This is a genomic window from Oceanobacillus bengalensis, from assembly GCF_003628445.1.
Classification (GTDB): Bacteria; Bacillota; Bacilli; order Bacillales; family Amphibacillaceae; genus Oceanobacillus; species Oceanobacillus bengalensis.
In genome coordinates, this window is record NZ_RBZO01000008.1 from 1 (window position 1) to 19,554 (window position 19,554).

The 19,554-nt window shown below is 36.1% G+C and carries 16 protein-coding genes and 1 pseudogene; 5 read left to right on the forward strand and 12 right to left on the reverse strand.

Going from position 1 to position 19,554, the window contains the following annotated elements:
* Nucleotides 1-107 precede the first annotated feature (107 nt).
* The 5 genes and pseudogenes from D8M05_RS06575 to D8M05_RS20895 form a co-directional block, all read right to left on the reverse strand.
* Nucleotides 108-620, reverse strand: coding sequence for a BtrH N-terminal domain-containing protein (locus D8M05_RS06575; RefSeq protein WP_121129884.1), 513 nt, complete (start codon nt 618-620; stop codon nt 108-110).
* Between the two features lie 3 nt (nt 621-623).
* Nucleotides 624-1,256 (reverse strand): ATP-binding cassette domain-containing protein, encoded by a 633-nt coding sequence (locus D8M05_RS06580; protein ID WP_121129886.1) that lies wholly within the window; start codon nt 1,254-1,256, stop codon nt 624-626.
* Nucleotides 1,257-1,442: 186 nt separating this feature from the next.
* Nucleotides 1,443-2,033 (reverse strand): helix-turn-helix domain-containing protein, encoded by a 591-nt coding sequence (locus tag D8M05_RS06585; protein ID WP_121129888.1) that lies wholly within the window; start codon nt 2,031-2,033, stop codon nt 1,443-1,445.
* Between the two features lie 392 nt (nt 2,034-2,425).
* Nucleotides 2,426-2,592: pseudogene (locus D8M05_RS20535) on the reverse strand (ATP-binding protein); the annotation flags it as partial.
* 603 nt (nt 2,593-3,195) lie between these two features.
* Nucleotides 3,196-3,399 (reverse strand): DUF5412 family protein, encoded by a 204-nt coding sequence (locus D8M05_RS20895; protein ID WP_121129890.1) that lies wholly within the window; start codon nt 3,397-3,399, stop codon nt 3,196-3,198.
* Nucleotides 3,400-3,730: 331 nt separating this feature from the next.
* Here D8M05_RS20895 and D8M05_RS06600 point away from each other — a divergent pair, with 331 nt between their 5' ends.
* Together D8M05_RS06600 and D8M05_RS06605 are read left to right on the forward strand one after the other, a co-directional pair.
* Nucleotides 3,731-5,785 carry a thioredoxin domain-containing protein gene (locus D8M05_RS06600; protein ID WP_121129892.1) on the forward strand — a complete coding sequence of 685 codons (2,055 nt, stop codon included), beginning with the start codon at nt 3,731-3,733 and terminating at the stop codon, nt 5,783-5,785.
* 114 nt (nt 5,786-5,899) lie between these two features.
* Entirely contained in the window at nt 5,900-6,295 is a 396-nt protein-coding gene (locus tag D8M05_RS06605) for a hypothetical protein (protein WP_121129894.1), read from the forward strand.
* Nucleotides 6,296-6,464: 169 nt separating this feature from the next.
* On the opposite strand, the gene D8M05_RS06610 is transcribed toward D8M05_RS06605, so the two are convergent.
* Together D8M05_RS06610 and D8M05_RS06615 are read right to left on the reverse strand one after the other, a co-directional pair.
* A complete protein-coding gene (locus tag D8M05_RS06610; protein ID WP_121129896.1) occupies nt 6,465-6,704 on the reverse strand; it encodes a ferredoxin family protein in 240 nt (79 codons plus the stop codon).
* 270 nt (nt 6,705-6,974) lie between these two features.
* Nucleotides 6,975-9,149: a DNA topoisomerase III gene (locus D8M05_RS06615; protein WP_121129898.1), complete on the reverse strand. Its 2,175-nt coding sequence runs from the start codon at nt 9,147-9,149 to the stop codon at nt 6,975-6,977.
* A gap of 328 nt (nt 9,150-9,477) precedes the next feature.
* Here D8M05_RS06615 and ytaF point away from each other — a divergent pair, with 328 nt between their 5' ends.
* Nucleotides 9,478-10,107, forward strand: a complete 630-nt coding sequence (gene ytaF, locus D8M05_RS06620) for a sporulation membrane protein YtaF (protein WP_121129900.1) — start codon at nt 9,478-9,480, stop codon at nt 10,105-10,107.
* A gap of 360 nt (nt 10,108-10,467) precedes the next feature.
* On the opposite strand, the gene D8M05_RS06625 is transcribed toward ytaF, so the two are convergent.
* The gene (locus D8M05_RS06625; RefSeq protein WP_121129902.1) at nt 10,468-11,361 is read right to left on the reverse strand and encodes an AEC family transporter; all 894 of its coding nucleotides are present in this window, start codon (nt 11,359-11,361) and stop codon (nt 10,468-10,470) included.
* 1,625 nt (nt 11,362-12,986) lie between these two features.
* Here D8M05_RS06625 and D8M05_RS06630 point away from each other — a divergent pair.
* On the forward strand, nt 12,987-13,844 hold the full coding sequence (locus tag D8M05_RS06630; protein ID WP_183072727.1) for a CvfB family protein: 858 nt from the start codon (nt 12,987-12,989) through the stop codon (nt 13,842-13,844).
* A gap of 97 nt (nt 13,845-13,941) precedes the next feature.
* On the opposite strand, the gene D8M05_RS06635 is transcribed toward D8M05_RS06630, so the two are convergent.
* Both D8M05_RS06635 and D8M05_RS06640 read right to left on the reverse strand, forming a co-directional pair.
* Nucleotides 13,942-14,232 (reverse strand): hypothetical protein, encoded by a 291-nt coding sequence (locus D8M05_RS06635; protein WP_121129905.1) that lies wholly within the window; start codon nt 14,230-14,232, stop codon nt 13,942-13,944.
* 57 nt (nt 14,233-14,289) lie between these two features.
* Nucleotides 14,290-14,517 (reverse strand): DUF2164 domain-containing protein, encoded by a 228-nt coding sequence (locus D8M05_RS06640; protein ID WP_121129907.1) that lies wholly within the window; start codon nt 14,515-14,517, stop codon nt 14,290-14,292.
* A 124-nt stretch (nt 14,518-14,641) separates the two neighbouring features.
* Between D8M05_RS06640 and D8M05_RS06645 the strand changes: the two genes are divergently transcribed.
* Nucleotides 14,642-16,339: a M3 family oligoendopeptidase gene (locus D8M05_RS06645; protein ID WP_121129909.1), complete on the forward strand. Its 1,698-nt coding sequence runs from the start codon at nt 14,642-14,644 to the stop codon at nt 16,337-16,339.
* Nucleotides 16,340-16,535: 196 nt separating this feature from the next.
* On the opposite strand, the gene D8M05_RS20730 is transcribed toward D8M05_RS06645, so the two are convergent.
* Both D8M05_RS20730 and D8M05_RS06655 read right to left on the reverse strand, forming a co-directional pair.
* Nucleotides 16,536-18,515, reverse strand: a complete 1,980-nt coding sequence (locus D8M05_RS20730) for an ABC transporter ATP-binding protein (RefSeq protein WP_121129911.1) — start codon at nt 18,513-18,515, stop codon at nt 16,536-16,538.
* Nucleotides 18,493-19,554 carry an asparaginase gene (locus D8M05_RS06655; RefSeq protein ID WP_121129913.1) on the reverse strand — a complete coding sequence of 354 codons (1,062 nt, stop codon included), beginning with the start codon at nt 19,552-19,554 and terminating at the stop codon, nt 18,493-18,495. The genes D8M05_RS20730 and D8M05_RS06655 overlap by 23 nt, the downstream gene beginning before the upstream one ends.

Here is a 19,554-nt window from a genome sequence, read left to right on the forward strand (position 1 = left end):
TTAATTTGTTTAGTCGCTATTAACGGTAGGGTATTTTGTTAGGGCTGGCAAGCCTTTTTTATTTGTGCAACCTTCTAACATTTTGGTTGCAATACTCTGTACTTTTATTATGCATTAAACAGTGGCTTCGCTTTTTCAATTGAATTAATTAAATCAGAGAATTTCAACTCAAATAATTGGTCAGAAATATAATCTGAAACATAGATGATTTTATCGTTTCTATTGTAACCGACTACAGTAAGAGTATGACCGGTAAAATTACTTCGTTTTGTGTTATAAAACGGGAGATGATAAATATCAGTTAGAAATAAAAGGGGAATACCCTTATCTATATAACTTCTTATGGTATCCCACTCAATTATTTCTCCGCCTCTCCATAAATTGGAATTATCAACCAACTTAAAAAAGTTTGATTCCAATACTGGTGTTCTACCTGAAAGTATTCTTGAAAAATCGAAATACGGATATTTAGCATAGATAAAATCTAAACCTGATGAAATACCAAAAACTAAAGATTCATTTAATTGGAGTCCGTAGTAGTCTACTATTTCTGTTAAACTCGTTGAAGAGCAATGAACACCTTTTTGCGACCTATAACCTTCTAGCAAATGTTTTGTCATACATCACACCTCAATCTTTTTTGATAGATTTAAAACATTGTCATCTTCATTTATTAAACTTGTATCATGAGTAATAATTATTATTGTTATTTCGCTTTTAAGTTCTCTTAATGTTTTAAGAATAAAATTAGTTGTTTGCTTGTCTATATTGGAAAAAGATTCATCTAATATTAAGACATCCGGGTTTAAACATAGAGAACTATATAGGGAGATTAATTGTCTTTTTCCTCCCGATAGTTCTGTTATTAAAGAAACATCACCAATTGATGAGTTTATATACTTTCTTATTTTAGACATAGCTTTGCTGTAGTTTTTACTATCAAAATCCGTATTAAACTTTAGATGATCTTTAATTAAATTACTAATAAATTGATTCTGTTGAAAATTAATAGATACTTTTTCTCTTAACCATTCAACAGAAATATCATTGATATCTTTTCCATCGACAAATATGCTTCCGTTATCTACCTTTATTATTCTATTTAAAGCTTTTATTAATGTAGATTTACCAGAACCATTTTCACCAACAATAAAATTTAAAGTAGTTCTATTAAAAATATGATTTAAGTTTTTAAATATAATTTTGTCTTTTAATCTTATGCTTAAATTATTTAATTCAATTTCCCCATGATTCATTGTTATTTTCTGACCAGATGGTTCATCCTCCCTACTAAATATTGACTCTAATCTATTAATTGATACTTTTTTTCCTTATAAGCTATTAGTAATTGAAGTATTGTATTTATAGGAGAAAAAAATTTAAATGAATATAAATAAAATGCAACAAAAGTACCTAAGCTTATTGTACTGTTTATAATTTGTTTAGTTCCTACGAAAATTAATAAAATAATCAAAGAAAATTGAACAATTGTATTTGCAAACTTTAATGTATTCTTTCGCTTTTTGAAATAAGTTTAGAGCCTTGCTGTAGGATAAATTAGTAAAATAATAATATCCAGAGAATTTTAACCAATAATACATTTCCCTACTATTAAAATGTTTGGATAAACTCTGTAGTAAAATATATTGTTCACTTGCTTTCTGCTGACTTTTTTGAATCAGATAATACCTTAGTTTATGTATTTCTATAAGATGTAATAAGCTAGTATCTGTTATGAAGTTCATATTTTCATTTATTTGTTTATATGTAGCATCTACTTCTTTCATATTTTTATGAAATAATGCTTTAAACCAGTTATCACACAAATCTACAAGCTTTTGACTTTCTATTGACTTAGGATTTATGTTTAGTTTTGCACACAAAAGCCCTATAATTTCTTCTGGTGGATCAGCAACTCCATTTTCGATTTTCGATAGGTAAGAAATAGATATGATTCCTTCCGAAAGGTCAGATTGGGTTAAGTTATTGCTTAGTCTATGGTATTTTATCCTACTCCCAATATCTTTCCCCATAAATATCCCCCTCTTATCTCTTATTATAAATAAATTAGGTAATTAATACCACAGGATTCTGATTTTTCCCAACTTGCAGGTAAATATTTGCTTTTTTCAATTTAATAACCATTATTTATGAAAAATTTCCTGACTGACAAAAAATAACCTTTAATATATTCGTTGACTATTACCTGTATTTTCCATACGTCCAATTGAAGAACCTAATTAGATATCAAATCCAAGGATTTTTTCCAATCATAAATAAGCTTATTTATATACTTCTGAATCATTTCATAGATAATAACAGCACTTTCTACATATTAATACCCACCTGTAATTTGCAAGTAAAAAGTACCGAAGCTTGCTAGCCCCTATTATGGTTATTTTTTTGGATTGTGATAACACGTGTGTTAACCCCTATAACTATCTCCAGTAAACGTTAATACATGCGCGTGATGAATTACTTGATTAACAATTGCTGTAGTTATCTTGAATCGACAAATATACGATTCCATTGACTAAATTCTAGATTGGAGGTAATGATTAAGCTCTTCTGTTCATACCAGTGAGATATAATAGATAAATAGAAATTGGCTAAGTTAGCGAATATAGTATGGCTTATCTGACTGCGCTTACTATTGTTGCTATTAAAGCCGAGGTGAACTGAAAAACAATCCATATTTGAACGACTCTTAAAGTAACGACCCAAGCCTAATTTCTCAATTAATATTTTTCTATTTACTATAACGATTTTCCATCTTTTGTTGTAAAGGCATAGCAGCGAATAATATTGCGATTGCATTTACGTCAATCAATAATCAATCCCATTTTCTATGATAATTGAGTTAAAAATGTATTTAATGGCGTCATCGATAATAAATAAAGTATAAATTAGTGCTTTCATCTTGTCCCATAATTCCCCTTGATTAAGAATCATTGGTGTTGATAACAAGTTTCATACTCGTCTTTCATTATCCAACTTTTACACGCTAACCCTTTTTCATCATATATTTCTTTTCCCTATTTCTAATTCAATACTATTATCTGAATCGGGATATTCTGGCCCAGCATCGTTTCTTATATAAAGATGTCTATCATCTTTCCACTTCATTTCAAAAATTACTTTTTCCATCTGCATAGTATATAGTTTTAATATTGCTATTCTCATTATCAGTAATTTCTACCCACACATTTGCTCCCCAGCTGCACCCCCATAATTTTTAAAATAAGAGTTTGCTGTATATTTTCCAGTTGGAGAATCTATAGGCCCTATGTAATGTGTGCCTTCACCAAGACTATCAAATGAGAAAAAGTATTTTTTATACCCAACTAACATTAATATTGTAATAAAAATTAGTATTAAAATTTTATATCTCCTTTTCACACTATTCCTCTCTTTCTTTGTTTAATAAGAAACGTGATTTTACTGTTTTAGATATTTTTGAATTCCCCTTTAAAACTATTATATACTTAAACTGTGATTTCCTCTGCAACTTCTGTTTCTCAAAAATACAGTGTACTTATTATCGCTAAGAAAAATGTATTTTAAAAGATTAGCCCAAGAAGAAATAACAGGTATTTCTAAAAGCACGCTTATCAAGGATAAAAGACAAAAAAAGGATTATAAATATTCAAACATCCTGTTATTAGTATGGGTTTTGTCATTTCGTGGTAAGGTAAAAGTAATACCTAACATAGAAAGGTGGTGGTTCCATATGAAAACTAACAGAGAACCCAATAGATTAATCGCTGAAAAATCCCCATATTTATTACAACATGCCTACAATCCAGTTAACTGGCATCCATGGGGTGACAAGGCATTCACAAAAGCAAAACAAGAAAACAAACCCATCTTCCTCTCTATCGGCTACTCAACTTGCCATTGGTGTCACGTCATGGCCCATGAATCATTCGAAGACGATGAAGTTGCTGCTGTTTTGAATGAAAAGTATGTATCTATTAAAGTAGATAGGGAAGAACGACCTGATGTTGATTCTGTTTATATGAAAGTTTGTCAAATGATGACAGGTCATGGTGGTTGGCCGCTGACAATTATTATGACACCAGATAAAATTCCGTTTTATGCTGGAACGTATTTTCCAAAAACAAGTAAATATGGGCGCCCAGGAATCATGGAAGTACTTACCCAACTTCATGGGCGATATATAGAAGATCCAAACCACATTACAGAGATTACAAACAGTGTAACGAATGCCTTACAACGAACGGTGATGGAAAAGAGTAAGAAGCGCCTAACAACAGATACGCTCCAAGAAGCATACCAGCACTTAGCAAAGATCTTTGATTTTACTTATGGTGGTTTTGGGGAAGCTCCGAAATTCCCGATGCCACAAAACGCTTTATTTTTACTAAGGCATTATCATTTCACCGGAAATAGTGCTTCTTTAAAAATAGTAGAAAAAACACTTAAAGATATGGCAGCTGGTGGCATTTGGGATCATATTGGCTATGGATTTTCCCGCTACTCCACCGATGATGAGTGGCTTGTTCCCCATTTTGAAAAGATGCTCTATGACAATGCTTTACTTTTAATCGTTTATACGGAATGCTTTCAGATTACGCATGATCCATTTTATCGTAAACTTGCTGAACAAATCATAACCTTCATTAAACGCGAAATGACAAGCTCTGATGGCGCATTTTATTCTGCAATTGATGCTGATTCTGAAGGTGTGGAAGGAAAATATTACGTTTGGGATTATGAAGAGATTTATGAAATCCTAGGTACTGAACTTGGAGAACTATATACAAAAACGTACGATATTACACCACAGGGGAATTTTGAAGGAAATAACATTCCAAACTTGATTGACCAAGACTTGGAATATGTTGCGAGAGAACACAATTTGCCTTTGGTAGTTTTAAAAGAAAAATTGGAAAAGGCACGAGCTAAATTATTAACAGCTAGGGAAAAACGGATTTATCCTCATGTCGATGACAAAGTTCTAACAGGTTGGAATGGGCTAATGATTGCTGCCCTCTCTAAGGCTGGAAAGGTGATAGGAAATACCGAGTATATTCAAATGGCGGAGACGGCGATGAACTTCGCCCAGGAAAAGCTATTCTTGGATGGTCGGTTAATGGCACGCTACCGAGATGGAGAAACGAAATTCAATGCCTATATCGATGATTATGCCTTTCTTTTATGGGCATATGTCGAACTATATGATGCAACATTTTTTCTTGAATATATTAAAAGTGCGCGCAACCTTGCCGATCAAATGATTGATTTATTTTGGGACGGGGATGATGGCGGTTTTTATTTCAGTGGAAAAGATAGTGAAGAATTAATTGCGAAGGATAAGGAAATCTATGATGGTGCAATCCCTTCTGGCAATAGTGTTACTGCTGTCATGCTTACTCGACTTGGATATTTAACCGGAGAAACTTCTTATCTAGATAAAGTGGAGGAAATGTATTACACATTTTTTGCCGACGTGAATAGACAAGCTGCAGCAAGTCCTTTTTTCTTACAAAGTTTGCAACTTATGGAGAACCCGACAAAAGAAGTAGTCGTGTTAGGTAAAAAGAATGATCCAGCACTTCAATCATTTTTAGAGGAACTTCAAATAAAATTTATACCAAACATTACATTACTCGTTGGGGAGCGACCAGAGGACTTTTCCAACGTAGCTCCATTCGCTACCGAATACAAGCAATTAGATGATGCACCTACTATCTATGTTTGTGAAAATTTTGCCTGCAAGCAACCAACAACTGAACTCGATAAAGCGTTAAAAATGATTTAAAAGCAAATGGCGCTCAGATGTTTTCGAGCGCCGCACCTCCTCCGCAAATTACGACAATTCATGTAGCTTAGAATAACAATGTGAGTTATACTATTGACGTAAGGAGGTGATATAATGAGCGAGGAAAAATTGGACCGAATAGAAGATATGTTGTCGACGTTAATTTTAAAAGTAGGGAACGTTTTGACAGAGCAAAAAGAAATGAAAGAAAAACAAGAATCCATGGAAAAAGAATTTAGTTCTTTGAAGGGAGAATTTAATTCTTTTAAGGGGGAATTTAATTCTTTGAAAGGAGAATTTAGTTCTTTGAAAGGGGAATTCGATTCTTTCAAAGGTGAGTTTGATTCTTTGAAAGGAGAATTTACTTCTTTTAAAGATGAAGCAAATACCCGTCACCAAGAAGTAATGACGAAGTTAACAGAAATGCAAGCTGATCAAGATCACATTTGGGATAAAACCGTTAAAAATGAACGTGACCTCGGAATAATGAAAAACTTATCTAAATTATAACTCTCTCAAAGTCTACTACAGGGTTAACGTATCACACTTCAGGAGAATCCATCTAAATATCCCCTGTATCTTCAGGACTCAGTGAACATGTTTCCGAGACTTCCTTACATTTTTATCCAATAATAAGAAGATGGCTACCGTTTTCCTAAAATTGGTAGCCAACTTTATCCTATCTATTTGCAAAAAATTCTTCCGCTTTTTCCAAGAAAATCTCTTGTTGTGGCGTCAAATCGTACTCTTCTTCAATCGCTGACACAGGACAAACCGCTTTACATGCTCCGCAATCAATACAAATATCTGGATCGATGTAAAATTGGTCTACACCTTCCTCTATACAATCAACAGGGCAGACGCTAACACATTCTCCCGCTTTCTCTCCCCTACATGGATCTAAAATTACAAAAGCCATCTATGTCTACTCCTCCTTATGTCTTCATTAAAAATCTATCTATTCTATTAAATGATAAAGCTTTGCACGTTACAAGTAAACCAATTAGCTTAATATTGGAAATGGTCGCTTGCTGAAAATGTGAACTTTGGCGATATAGTTGTGAACTTCAGCGAAATGATTGTGAACTTTGGCGATTCTCTGTGAACTTTCAGCGAATTCACTGTGAACTTCAGCTAATCACTCCCACTAATAAAAAAATGGACCCTCAATAGAGAGTCCACCCTACCATTACTTCTTCAATTTCGCCAAAGCCTCAGCAAGTGCGTTATTTTTAAAACCATCGTCATCTTGCTTCTTCAAATATTTATTAATATCTTTTTTCGATACTTTTCCTTGTTTTTCCTTTTGTCTACGTTGATTAAATGTAGACAGTTTTTCTCTATGCCCACATTTACACATAAACATTTGTCCTTCTCCTTCTCCACGAAGTTCCATACGTTTATGACAGTTCGGACAGCGGGCATTCGTACTCTTAGCAATATTTTTCTTATGTCCGCATGAACGGTCTTGACATACAAGCATGCGACCATGTTTATTTTTCACCTCAAGCATGAGTTTACCGCAATCTGGACATTTTGTTCCTGTCATATTGTCGTGTTTAAACTTCTCTTCACTGCCTTTAATTTCCCCAACGATTTGCTTTGTATATCCCTTAATCTCACTGATGAATTTATCTTTCTTTAGTTTTCCTTCCGCTATTGCCTGTAGTTTCTGTTCCCACTGGGCAGTAAGTGCTGGCGAGCGCAAATCTGCAGGTACGAGGTCTAATACTTGACGGCCTTTCGATGTTAGGAAAATATGTTTGCCTTTCAGTTCCATATACATGCTATTGAATAGTTTCTCAATAATGTCTGCACGCGTTGCAACCGTACCGATTCCACCAGCTTGGTTAATCGTTTTTGCCAGATGCTTTTCATCAGAACGCATATATTTCACTGGGTTTTCCATTGCTTGAAGGAGTGCACCTTCTGTAAAATGCTCTGGGGCTTTCGTTTCACCCTCTGTCAGCTTAATTTGAACGCCAGTGAAGGTGTCTCCTTTTTCAATTGCTGGCAAACGTTGATCATCATGTGCATCCTCATCGTCAAATCGGTTGTTATATACTTCTTTCCAACCAGATTTTTTAACAATTTTCCCTTTCGCAACGAAGCGCTCTTTCCCAATTTCTGCCGTAATCGTTGTCTGCTCATATTCATAGGCATCAGATAAAACAGCTAAGAATCGTTTCACAACTAAGTCATATATTTTTCTTTCCTTATCATTTAAATCAGATAACACAACACGTTGTTCGGTTGGAATTATCGCGTGGTGATCCGATACTTTCGCATTATCGACGACAGCTTTTGATAATTTTATGTCTTTGTTTAAAATTTCCGAAGCAACTTTTCGGTATTCGCTGGTACCACAAGCCTTCACGCGATCCTTTAATGTTGGAACAATATCTGTTGTAATTACACGAGAATCTGTACGTGGATATGTTAGTACTTTATGCTGTTCATATAGCTTTTGCATGATGGAAAGGGTCTGTTTCCCACCAAAATTGAAGATTCTGTTAGCATCACGCTGTAATTCCGTCAAATCATAAAGTTGTGGAGCAAATTTTTTCTTATAAGCTTTCGCAACATCAACAACTTTTGCAGGTTTTCCTTTCAGCTCTCGAAGCAATGTTTCCGCTTTTTCTTTTGCAAACATTCGCGCATTATTTTTCTGGTCCTGCCATGTTAATGTAAAGCCCTTATTTGTTTTCGCTTGGATACCATAAAATTTCTGTGGCTTAAATTCTCTAATTTCCTGTTCTCGCGCAGCAACCATTGCAAGGGTCGGCGTCTGAACACGGCCTGTTGATAATTGTGCATTAAACTTAGTAGTTAGTGCTCTCGTTGCGTTTAAGCCAACATACCAATCTGCTTCCGAACGTGCAACAGCAGAAGCATACAGATTTTCATACTGCTTTCCTGGTTTTAATTGCTTGAATCCATCGCGAATTGCTTTATCTGTGACAGATGAAATCCACAATCTTTTCACAGGCTTGTTCACATGTACTTTCTCCAGAATCCAGCGGGCAACTAGTTCACCCTCTCGTCCAGCATCTGTTGCGATAACAATGTCTGAAACATCTTTACGATTTAGCTGTGTTTTGACCGCGCTAAATTGTTTGCCTGTTTTTTTCATGACAACAAGCTTTAAATTTGGTGGCAACATTGGCAACTCATCCAAGCGCCATTGTTTGTATTTATCATCATAAGCTTCGGGATCTGCGAGTGTAACCAAATGTCCCAAAGCCCATGTTACTATATATTTCCCGCCCTCTAGATAGCCGTTACCTTTTTTATTACAATTTAGTACACGTGCAATGTCACGGCCAACAGAAGGTTTTTCTGCAAGCACTACCGTTTTACTCATGTTTGTAATTCCTTTCTATATATAAAGTGAAACTTCAATAAGTGGGGTCGGTTCATCCCCCACTTGTTGTTAGTTGAACGAATTGGGGTGTTAGCATCCGTTAATCCCACCTAAACATCTTATTTTAAGGTGGGATTCTTACGGATGGTTACACCAGAAATAAAACATCTACCTTTAACTTTATCATAGATGAAAGCTAGATGCAGAATGTTTTCACCGCTCACCAGCATATATTCGCCTAAAAAGTTGCATAAACCCAAATTTTAAGCACATCTGTAATTCTTATTCCATACACTATTTTAGACATTACGTAAAAGGAATGGATTAGATGCTTTATTACACTGGGTTATTTTTATTAGTAATAGCTGTAAGCGTTGATGGGTTGGGTGTTGGCATCACATACGGCATGCAAAAGATTAGAGTACCGTTTATTGCCATCTTTATTATTATGCTATGCTCAGGTGCCGTCCTCCTAACATCTATGAGCCTTGGAAATATACTTGAAACTCTCATTTCAGCTGAAACGGCAAAAACAATTGGTGGATGCATATTAATTTCGCTAGGGATATTTTCTTTAGTAAATACGATTCGTTCAAATATACGTGACAAAAAAGAAAAGGCAAGCGTCTTTTATTCAAAAAATAGATTTAGTGAGATAAAAACGGTTCTAGCAACACCAGATAAAGCAGATTTGGACAGGTCGGGAACCATCTCTGTCAATGAAGCATTATTACTAGGCTTTGCCCTCGCACTTGATGCTTTTGGCGCCGGAATCGGTGCATCACTTCTTGGATATTCACCCGTTTTAACCGCATTTTTAATCGCTGGTATGAGTGGGGGATTTCTTTTCCTAGGTATAAAACTTGGAATCTTGTTATCCAAAAACAAGAAACTTCAGAAGCTATCATTTCTACCGCCAACCTTGTTAATTGGGTTGGGAGTTTTGAATTTAATATAGACGACACAACCCCCTTCAAAAATCACAGTGAGATTTTAAAAGGGGTTCCCTTAATGCCTTATATATTTTGAAAAATGGTTATGATTATCGAAGAAATTGTCATTCTATCTAGAAGTTAGGTTATACCTGAGCTTGATAATTACTAAATGAGGGATATGAACATATTGATTCAGCAGGAGAAGTTCTATTCCTGAGACGTACGGAAAAACAAATGAATTAGTTGTTGAAAAGAAAAATCGGTCCAGTTCTGATTAGTCTGCTTCATCTGCTGATTCTCTGCCTCATCTGCCGATTTCCACGTTTCACGCTCATTCCACAAAAAAAGGAAAGCCTACTCCAGCGATAGACTTTCCATTCGTTTTACATAATATTCAATAAAACAGTTACTGAAACAATACTGATTAGGGTGGCGATAAATGTAATGCTTGAAACAAGTTCAGGTTCGGTGTCAAACTCGATAGCATACATCGTTGTTGTTGCCGCTGTTGGCATCGCAGAAATTATTAATAAAATCGCACCAATAAGTGGATCTACATTTGATAATGTAATAAAAATAAATGCAATAAGTGGTGCTCCAATCATCTTTAATACAACCGCCGACGTAATTACTTGCCAATTCAATTTAATTCCCGTCATTGATCCTAGTTGCATACCAAGCATAATCATCATTACTGGAATTGCAGCATCCCCAACCATGGATAATGTATCATACATGGAGATTGGGATGGATACATCAAGGAATTGGAAAATAAAAGCGATAAACATAGCATAGGTTGTGGGCATTTTCATAACATTCATGAGCGCTTGTTTCATGCCACTTGTACTGCGTGATGCATAATACACGCCGAAAAAGTTATTTTGCAACCCCTGGATAACCATAATAAACACGGCATACGGAAGTGCTTCAGGTCCAAGGGCAAAAAGCACAACAGGCAACCCATAATTACCAGAATTCATAAAGCCAGTAGCTAAAATAGATGCACTCTCAATGTTTTGTGACCACTTAAATATTCTAGCTAAAATCTTATTAAGTAGAACCATGATCCCAAATAAAAGAAACGTATAAACCAGAATTACAACATATCCGTTATTAAACTCTGCATCATATAGTGAAATAAAAACTAAAGCAGGTGATAAGATATACAAACACACTGCAGATACTGATTTCACATCAAGGACACGAATCCTTTGTAAAATAAAACCCGTTGCAAAAACCAACATGATTGGTAATATAACATTAAAAAATAAACTCATACATACATCTCCAAAACTAATAAATTATTTAACTATCAAGTAATAGATAGTTTACCATAAAAGGTATAAGAAGAGAGGAGGAATCCCTCAGAAACCATTTTTCCTGAGAAGAGTACTTATATTCCGTGATAAATGCATTTATCCTGAGATGAGAGCTTTTATCCTGAGAAGATAATTTATATCCCGAGATGAGAGCTTTTATCCTGAGAAAAAAACTTTTATCCTGAGATGAGAGCGTTTATCCTGAGAAAAAAACTTTTATCCCGAGATGAGAGCTTTTATCCTGAGAAAAAAACTTTTATCCCGAGATGAGAGCTTTTATCCTGAGAAAATAATTTATATCCCGAGATGAGAGCTTTTATCCTGAGAAGATAATTTATATCCCGAGATGAGAGCTTTTATCCTGAGAAGATAATTTATATCCCGAGATGAGAGCTTTTATCCCGAGAAGATAACTTATATCCCGAGATGAGAGCTTTTATCCTGAGAAAAAGATTTTTATCCCGAGATGAGAGCTTTTATCCTGAGAAAAAGATTTTTATCCCGAGATGAGAGCTTTTATCCTGAGAAGATAATTTTTATCCCGAGATGAGAGCTTTTATCCTGAGAAGAATACTTATATCCCGAGATGAGAGCTTTTATCCTGAGAAAATAATTTATATCCCGAGATGAGAGCTTTTATCCTGAGAAGAAAATTTTTATCCCGAGATGAGAGCTTTTATCCTGAGAAGAAAACTTTTATCCCGAGATGAGAGCTTTTATCCTGAGAAAAAAATTTTTATCCCGAGATGAGAGCTTTTATCCCGAGAAAAAAGCATATATCCCGAAAAGTATCTCCTCCCTGTTGTTTTCTCCTCAAAAAATAAACACCTTAATTTGACAATCCCCGCATTTTAAGTTATTATAAAATAATGCTTATTAAAGCTGAAGTAACAAATAGTATTTCTGGCATTCTACAATGTTTTTGTTGATGCTTATTCACACTGGAGCGTCTAAAGGGACGCAAGGACATAAGAGCAGGTAGGGCTTATGTTGCTTAAGTTAGAGAATATTTAACGAAAGGCGGAAGCGACCGTTTTGCGACGTACGAACTGCGCCCAAGCAACGCACGGGTGGTTCAATTGTAATCGAACATTCCTTCGTAGGAGATACAGGAAACACGATGAACGTAGTGAATCGATGTTGACTTATCTTGTCATGAGGTGAGGGAAGTTACGCTAGTCGCTGGGAGCTGTAGCTGGACCAGTAGAACATGTACCGCGGTTAAAGTGAAATGATGATGCTTAAATTTCCCACTCGATAAACAAAAGCGTAAGCGTCCGTATAGCAACGTACGAACTGCGCCCCCGAACTTTGGGGGTGGTTCGACTTGTCGAACATTCCTACGAAGGAGATAAAGGAAACACAGCGACTGTAAGGAGCTGAAGTTGACTTATCTTGTCATGAGGTGAAGGAAGTCTCGCTAGTTGCTGGACGCTTAAGCTGGACTTTGAAGAATCGAGATTAAAATAAATAACTATGTGTTACTTTTTAATCAAAGGGGTACTCTTTAAATAGAGTATCCCTTTTCCAATAGCCACGAACCTTAATACATACAACACCAAAAAGAAAGAAGGTCTATTTATATGCAGATGTTAAAAATTGGTACAGTAGAAACAATGACAGTACTTCGGAAAATTGATACAGGCTATGTTTTAGAAAAACAAGCGGAACAATCACTTTTACATCATAATGAAACGGAGAAAGAGCTTGAAGAAGGACAGGAAGTTACCGTTTTCTTATACAATGATAAAAAAGGAAATATAGCTGCAACAACAACATTACCAACTGTCAGGATGGATACGTACGGCTGGGCTGAAGTTGTTAATGTAAGTCCTCGAATCGGCGGAGCATTCGTTAATATTGGGATAGCGAAGGAAATGCTCGTTTCAAAAGATGACCTGCCATTATTCGAAAGTGTATGGCCTAAGCCTGGTGACAAACTTTTCGTTACATTAGGATTAGATCAAAAAGGTCGATTACTTGCAATTCCAGCCTCTGAAGGCGCGATGTACCGCGAAATTGAGTTAGCACCTGAAGATTTATTGAACAAACAGATTACCGGAAGAGTGTATCATACGAGTAAAGAAGGTTCAGCAATTATTACAGAGGAGTACTATCGTGGATTCATTCATCATACCGAACGAAAAAGAGAACCACGTCTAGGTGAAGAAGTGACTGGTCGCGTTATTGAGGTAAAATATGATGGAACATTAAATGTTTCCCTTAGACCACTTAAGCAGCATGGCATGACCCTAGATGCAGATATTATCATCGAACACCTTGAAGCAAACGATGGGGTTATTCCATTTCATGATAAGAGTGATCCAGATGATATCCGTGGAACATTCGAAATCAGTAAAGCTGCTTTTAAACGAGCACTTGGTAAGTTAATGAAAGAAGGAAAAATCGAGCAACGTGATGGAAAGACATACTTGAAATAAGAAAAGCTAAAAGCGCTTGTGACAGACAGCAATGCCCAAGATTTTACACCTTTAAATATATAGAAAGCTCAAGCAAGGCTTGAGCTTTTCTTTTGGTTTAGTCCACAATTGTTTTTGTATTTTTATAGGAATCAAAAAGCGATGTGAAGATAAATCCGATTGCTGAAGAAAATAAACATGCAATTCCCCACCCACCAAGTGGCGCTCCTAAGAATTCAACATTCAACATGGAAGCTGCAGCAAGGAATGTAAGTCCTGTTACCGCTAAGAAAAAACTTGGATAATAGACAACACTATTCTGCTCTGTCAGCGCTTTTACAGAAACCAGTCCTAAAATAAAAACAATAAACGATAAAATAGCACCAATTGTTATAACTGATTCAAACATTAAAATCCCCTCCTTATCCGTAGTCTACGTTGCCCTTTTAAACAAGTCAAATTAAATCTACTTATTAAGCGCAAAGATGTCATCAAGCCTCTGTGTCATATATGCATGGCTATCTTCAATACCTAAATTGTAGAAAATCGGAGCTATCTCCTTTTTAATGAATTCGAGAAATAACATCGCTTTTAAATCACCAATATCTTCCCCTATTTCATTTTCAAAGTAACCTTTAATTCGACCAACTAACTCTTCCTTCTGTGCTTTTGTTAATTCAAATGCTTCTTTCATTGTACACTCCCCTATCACCAATTATCCCTATTTTCCCAGCTTGAAGACGATTTGTAAAATAAATAGTAGCAAAAAAAAGGATTCTGCCTCCTTTGGTCGTATAATATAATCGAGGGGGAAAAACATGCAAACATTTGAAGATTATAAGTACGAACGACCTAATGTTGAAGAAGTAAAAAAAGATTATAAAGAGCTTCTAGAGAAATTTAAAAATGCATCCGATGTCGATGGTGCAACAAAAGCGCTTGAAGATATCAACCGTTTACGAAATACGCTATCAACGATGGCAAATTTGGTATATATTCGTGCTTCCATCGATACAAAGGACGACTATTATCAAAAAGAGCGAGATTTCTTTGATGACGTACAACCGGAATTAAATGAATTAGATACCGATTTTTATAAAGAGCTTATCAACTCTGCCTATCGAAATGTACTAGAAGAAAAATTTGGTACACAATTATTTAAAATTGCAGAATTTGAAATCAAAGCTTTTTCAAAAGAAGTAATTGAATTGATGAAGCAGGAAAATAAGCTTACAACTGCGTATTCTAAACTAGTTGCTTCTGCGGAAATTGATTTCGAAGGTGATACGTACACACTTGCCCAACTCGACCCATTCGCACAAAGCGAAGATCGCGAAATACGAAGAAAAGCGATTGAAGCGAAATTCGGCTTCTTTGAGAAAAATGCAGAGAAGTTTGATGAGCTTTATGACAAACTAGTAAAAATCCGTCATGAAATTGCTACGACACTCGGATATAAGAATTTTGTAGAACTCGGTTACATACAAATGCAGAGAATCGACTATAATGCCGAAATGGTAGATGTTTTCCGTAAACAAGTTCGCGAATCGATTGTACCTGTTGCAACAAAATTATATCAAAAACAAGCTGAACGACTTGATGTTGATTCGCTTAAATTCTATGATGAAAGCATTGAATATAAAACAGGAAATGCAACACCAAAAGGTTCTTCTGATTGGATTATTGACAATGGAAAGAAAATGTATGCAGAGCTTTCTGATGAGACAAATACGTTTTTCCAGTTTATGCTTGATCGCAATCTAATGGACCTAGAAGCGAAGAAAGGAAAAGAATCTGGTGGATATTGTACGTTTATCGAAGACTACCAATCTCCATTTATCTTTTCAAACTTTAATGGTACTTCTGGTGATATTGATGTATTAACTCATGAAGCAGGACATGCATTCCAGGCCTATTCTTCAAGACACCTAGGTGTACCAGAATACGGATTCCCAACAAGCGAATCTGCTGAAATACATTCGATGAGTATGGAATTTTTCACTTGGCCTTGGATGGAGCTATTCTTTAAGGAAGACACAGATAAATATAAGTACAGCCATTTAGCAGGTGGATTAACATTTATCCCTTATGGTGTTTGTGTCGATGAGTTCCAGCATCTTGTTTATGAAAATCCTGAATGGACTCCTGCTGAACGTAAGCAAGCATGGAAGAAGCTTGAAATAACTTACCTACCACATCGTGATTACGATGGAATAGAGTATTTAGAAAGTGGCGGCTTTTGGCAACGTCAAGGACATATTTATGAAAGTCCTTTCTATTATATTGATTATACACTTGCACAAATTTGTGCATTCCAATTCTGGAAACGCGACCGTGAAAATCATGAAGATGCATGGAAGGATTACTTAAACCTATGTAAATTGGGTGGTTCTAAACCTTTCTTGCAACTCGTAAAAGCAGCAAATCTCCGCTCCCCATTTGAAGAAGGTACAGTAGAATCTGTTATCGGCGCCATTGAGGAATGGTTGGATTCAGTGGATGATAAAGCATTGTAGTCTATTTTTAAGCATTTATAATAAGACCATTTAGCAGTCCAATAAATTGGGCTGCTTTTTTTGTGGATTTCGCAAATTTAACAAGCGCTATAGGACTATTTGTTAGGATTATAACCATCACATACATTTTTTGAATAATTAATATTTCAATTTAATAACATAAAAAGACTGAGCAAAATCACTCAGTCTATCTCCCTTAAACATAGTGACAGGCCACCCAATGGCTTTTTTCTACTTCGCGCCATTGTGGGATTTCTGCACATTTTTCAGTCGCCAATGGACATCTTGTTCTAAAACGACATCCTTGTGGTGGATTGACTGGACTTGGCAATCCACCTTCTAGAATAATTCGCTCTCTCGTTTTTTCAATCTTAGGGTCAGGGACAGGTACTGCTGATAATAGTGCTTGAGTATATGGGTGTAAAGGTTTTTTATATAATTCGTCTGCCTCAGCTAACTCAACCATGGCTCCCAAATACATGACACCAATACGATCACTGATATATTTTACCATTGATAAATCATGAGCAATGAAGAGATACGTTAAATCCCTATCTTTCTGTAATTCTTTTAGTAAGTTTACAACTTGTGCCTGAATAGATACATCTAATGCAGAAATTGGCTCATCAGCAATGATAAGTTCCGGTTCCACTGCAAGTGCCCTTGCTATTCCAATACGTTGACGCTGTCCACCAGAGAATTCATGTGGAAAGCGCTGAGCATGGTCTGGTTGTAAGCCAACAACTTTTAGTAGTCGTTGCACTTTCTCCTGTCGCTCTTGTTTATTTTCAGCTAACCCATGAATATCCAAGCCTTCTGCAATGATATCTTCTACTTTTTTCCGTGGATCAAGGGAAGCGTATGGATCCTGGAAAATCATTTGTATTTTTTGGGAGAAATCTTTTTTATTACCTTCTTTAATGGGTGTATTATTGTATAAGATTTCACCTTCTGTCGGTTCGTACAGTCCGAGTAATGTTCTACCTGTTGTAGATTTACCACAACCTGATTCACCAACAAGTCCCAATGTCTCTCCTTTTCTAATTTCAAGACTTACTCCATCAACTGCTTTTAATACTTGCTTGGATGGAAGATTAAAATGCTTTTTCAAATTCGACACTTTTAACAACGTGTCATTCATATTTACCGCGCTTATTTCTTCTTCATCTAGGTCGTCATTACTTTGTTTCGTATAGTTAATGTTCGGTGCTTTCGGATGCAATAACCACGTTGCTGCAGTATGTGTTTCACTAACCGCATAAGTTGGTGGTGCTTTTTCATAGTCAATAGATAGTGCAAATTCATTACGTGGTGCGAATGCATCACCAGTTGGTGGGTTCATTAAATCCGGTGGGCTCCCTGGTATAGAGTAAAGTTTTCCTTTTGTTTCCATATTAGGCATCGACCTTAATAGTCCCCAATTATACGGATGTACAGGATTATGAAAAACTTCCTCAACCTTCCCTTTTTCAACAATTTGACCAGCATACATAACTGCAACCGAATCAGCTATATTGGCCACCACACCTAAATCATGCGTGATAAAAATAATAGAAGTCCCTGTTTTCTTTTGAATATCTCGCAACAGGTCTAAGATTTGTGCCTGAATCGTAACATCTAATGCCGTCGTCGGTTCATCAGCAATAAGTAATTTTGGTTTACTAGCAAGTGCCATTGCGATGACAACACGTTGTCGCATCCCACCAGAAAATTCATGTGGATACTGATTTATTCGTACCTCTGGATTTGGAATACCAACCATTTCGAATAATTCGATTGCTAAATGATGTGCTTCTTTTTTACTTAGTTTCTGATGTTTCATAGCTCCCTCGACAACCTGTTTTCCGACTTTCATCGTTGGATTCAGCGCTGTCATTGGATCTTGGAAAATAACCGCTATTTCTGACCCACGTATTTTTTGCATTTCCGATTTATTTAAAGACAATAAATCTCTTCCTTCAAACAGTACTTCTCCCTGTTCAATCGATGCACTCTGTTTTGGCAACAAGCCAATAATCGCCTTAGATGATACCGATTTACCTGAACCAGATTCCCCTACAATTGCAAGTGTTTCACCTTTTTCCACCGTTAAGTCAATCCCTCTAACGGCATACACTTTTCCAGCATAGGTGTTAAAAGTAACATGTAAATTTTTAATCGATAGTAACGGTGCCATTTTGAATCCCTCTCCGTGTCAAATAGTTTAATTCAAATGATGCCTTAATCGCTCCGATTTTTTCTTTTCTAGCATTTAGTACTGGTGCCTCGTGATACTCCTCCAATTTTTCCCAGATATCTGGTGTACCAATATTTAGTTGTTTTAATACTTCCATGGAAGCCACACTTGTTCCCCTAGCATTGCCATCACCAACTTTAAGAGCAACACCGATTCCTGTTTCTTTATCTGCAAAACAGTGAACGCCCTCTGCACCACCTTTAGCAACTATTCGTCCACCAAAGGCTTTCATTAGGTCTGTATCAAAACGATTTGTTCCTGCCACCATCTCCGGATAAGTTGCCATGGCTTTACCAATTTGATTTAAAGCATCCTTCCTGCGTTCAGATCCGTTTCCCCACTGTCCAGGAACAGCTAAACGACTAAAGGCTAGTGCCAAGTTATATAATGGAATACGGTGAACTGGTACCCCACAACCATCAACAGATGTCATAATATCTTCTCTAACAAAATCACTTACATTGGCGATGACATCAATAATTTGCTGTTGATATGGATGGGTAACGTCTCGATAAGTATCAATATCTAACCCTTGTTTCACACAACCCACAAGCATCCCAGAATGTTTTCCAGAACAATTACTGAAAAATGGGGTCAGTGATTTACCTGCTTTTATCAATTCATTATAACTGGCCATATCTCTTGGGATATGCGTACCACACTGTAAATGATGCTCATTTAGATTCAACTTTTCTAAAACTTTCGCTACCGCTTCCCTATGAACCTTCTCCCCACTATGACTAGCACAAAACAAAGCTAATTCACGCTCAGATAAATGGTATTCTTCCATTGCTCCCGACTCCACAATTGGAACGGCCTGTAAGGGTTTCATCGAGCTACGAGCAAATGTAAGCCTACTTGTATCACCATAATAAGCAAGTAATTCCCCTGTTGGGGTTACTACTGCAATATGTACATCGTGTGTACTTTCTACATACTTTCCTCTATATACTTGAATTGGTTTTGTGGAATGATCCAT

What these genes read in the sequence shown, in the direction of transcription:
- D8M05_RS06575 (WP_121129884.1), bottom strand. Translation starts at nt 620, where the DNA reads ATGACAAAACATTTGCTAGAAGGTTATAGGTCGCAAAAAGGTGTTCAT.
- D8M05_RS06580 (WP_121129886.1), bottom strand. Translation starts at nt 1,256, where the DNA reads ATGAATCATGGGGAAATTGAATTAAATAATTTAAGCATAAGATTAAAA.
- D8M05_RS06585 (WP_121129888.1), bottom strand. Translation starts at nt 2,033, where the DNA reads ATGGGGAAAGATATTGGGAGTAGGATAAAATACCATAGACTAAGCAAT.
- D8M05_RS06600 (WP_121129892.1), top strand. Translation starts at nt 3,731, where the DNA reads ATGAAAACTAACAGAGAACCCAATAGATTAATCGCTGAAAAATCCCCA.
- D8M05_RS06605 (WP_121129894.1), top strand. Translation starts at nt 5,900, where the DNA reads ATGAGCGAGGAAAAATTGGACCGAATAGAAGATATGTTGTCGACGTTA.
- D8M05_RS06610 (WP_121129896.1), bottom strand. Translation starts at nt 6,704, where the DNA reads ATGGCTTTTGTAATTTTAGATCCATGTAGGGGAGAGAAAGCGGGAGAA.
- D8M05_RS06615 (WP_121129898.1), bottom strand. Translation starts at nt 9,149, where the DNA reads ATGAGTAAAACGGTAGTGCTTGCAGAAAAACCTTCTGTTGGCCGTGAC.
- ytaF (WP_121129900.1), top strand. Translation starts at nt 9,478, where the DNA reads ATGCTTTATTACACTGGGTTATTTTTATTAGTAATAGCTGTAAGCGTT.
- D8M05_RS06625 (WP_121129902.1), bottom strand. Translation starts at nt 11,361, where the DNA reads ATGAGTTTATTTTTTAATGTTATATTACCAATCATGTTGGTTTTTGCA.
- D8M05_RS06630 (WP_183072727.1), top strand. Translation starts at nt 12,987, where the DNA reads ATGCAGATGTTAAAAATTGGTACAGTAGAAACAATGACAGTACTTCGG.
- D8M05_RS06635 (WP_121129905.1), bottom strand. Translation starts at nt 14,232, where the DNA reads ATGTTTGAATCAGTTATAACAATTGGTGCTATTTTATCGTTTATTGTT.
- D8M05_RS06640 (WP_121129907.1), bottom strand. Translation starts at nt 14,517, where the DNA reads ATGAAAGAAGCATTTGAATTAACAAAAGCACAGAAGGAAGAGTTAGTT.
- D8M05_RS06645 (WP_121129909.1), top strand. Translation starts at nt 14,642, where the DNA reads ATGCAAACATTTGAAGATTATAAGTACGAACGACCTAATGTTGAAGAA.
- D8M05_RS20730 (WP_121129911.1), bottom strand. Translation starts at nt 18,515, where the DNA reads ATGGCACCGTTACTATCGATTAAAAATTTACATGTTACTTTTAACACC.
- D8M05_RS06655 (WP_121129913.1), bottom strand. Translation starts at nt 19,554, where the DNA reads ATGGATCATTCCACAAAACCAATTCAAGTATATAGAGGAAAGTATGTA.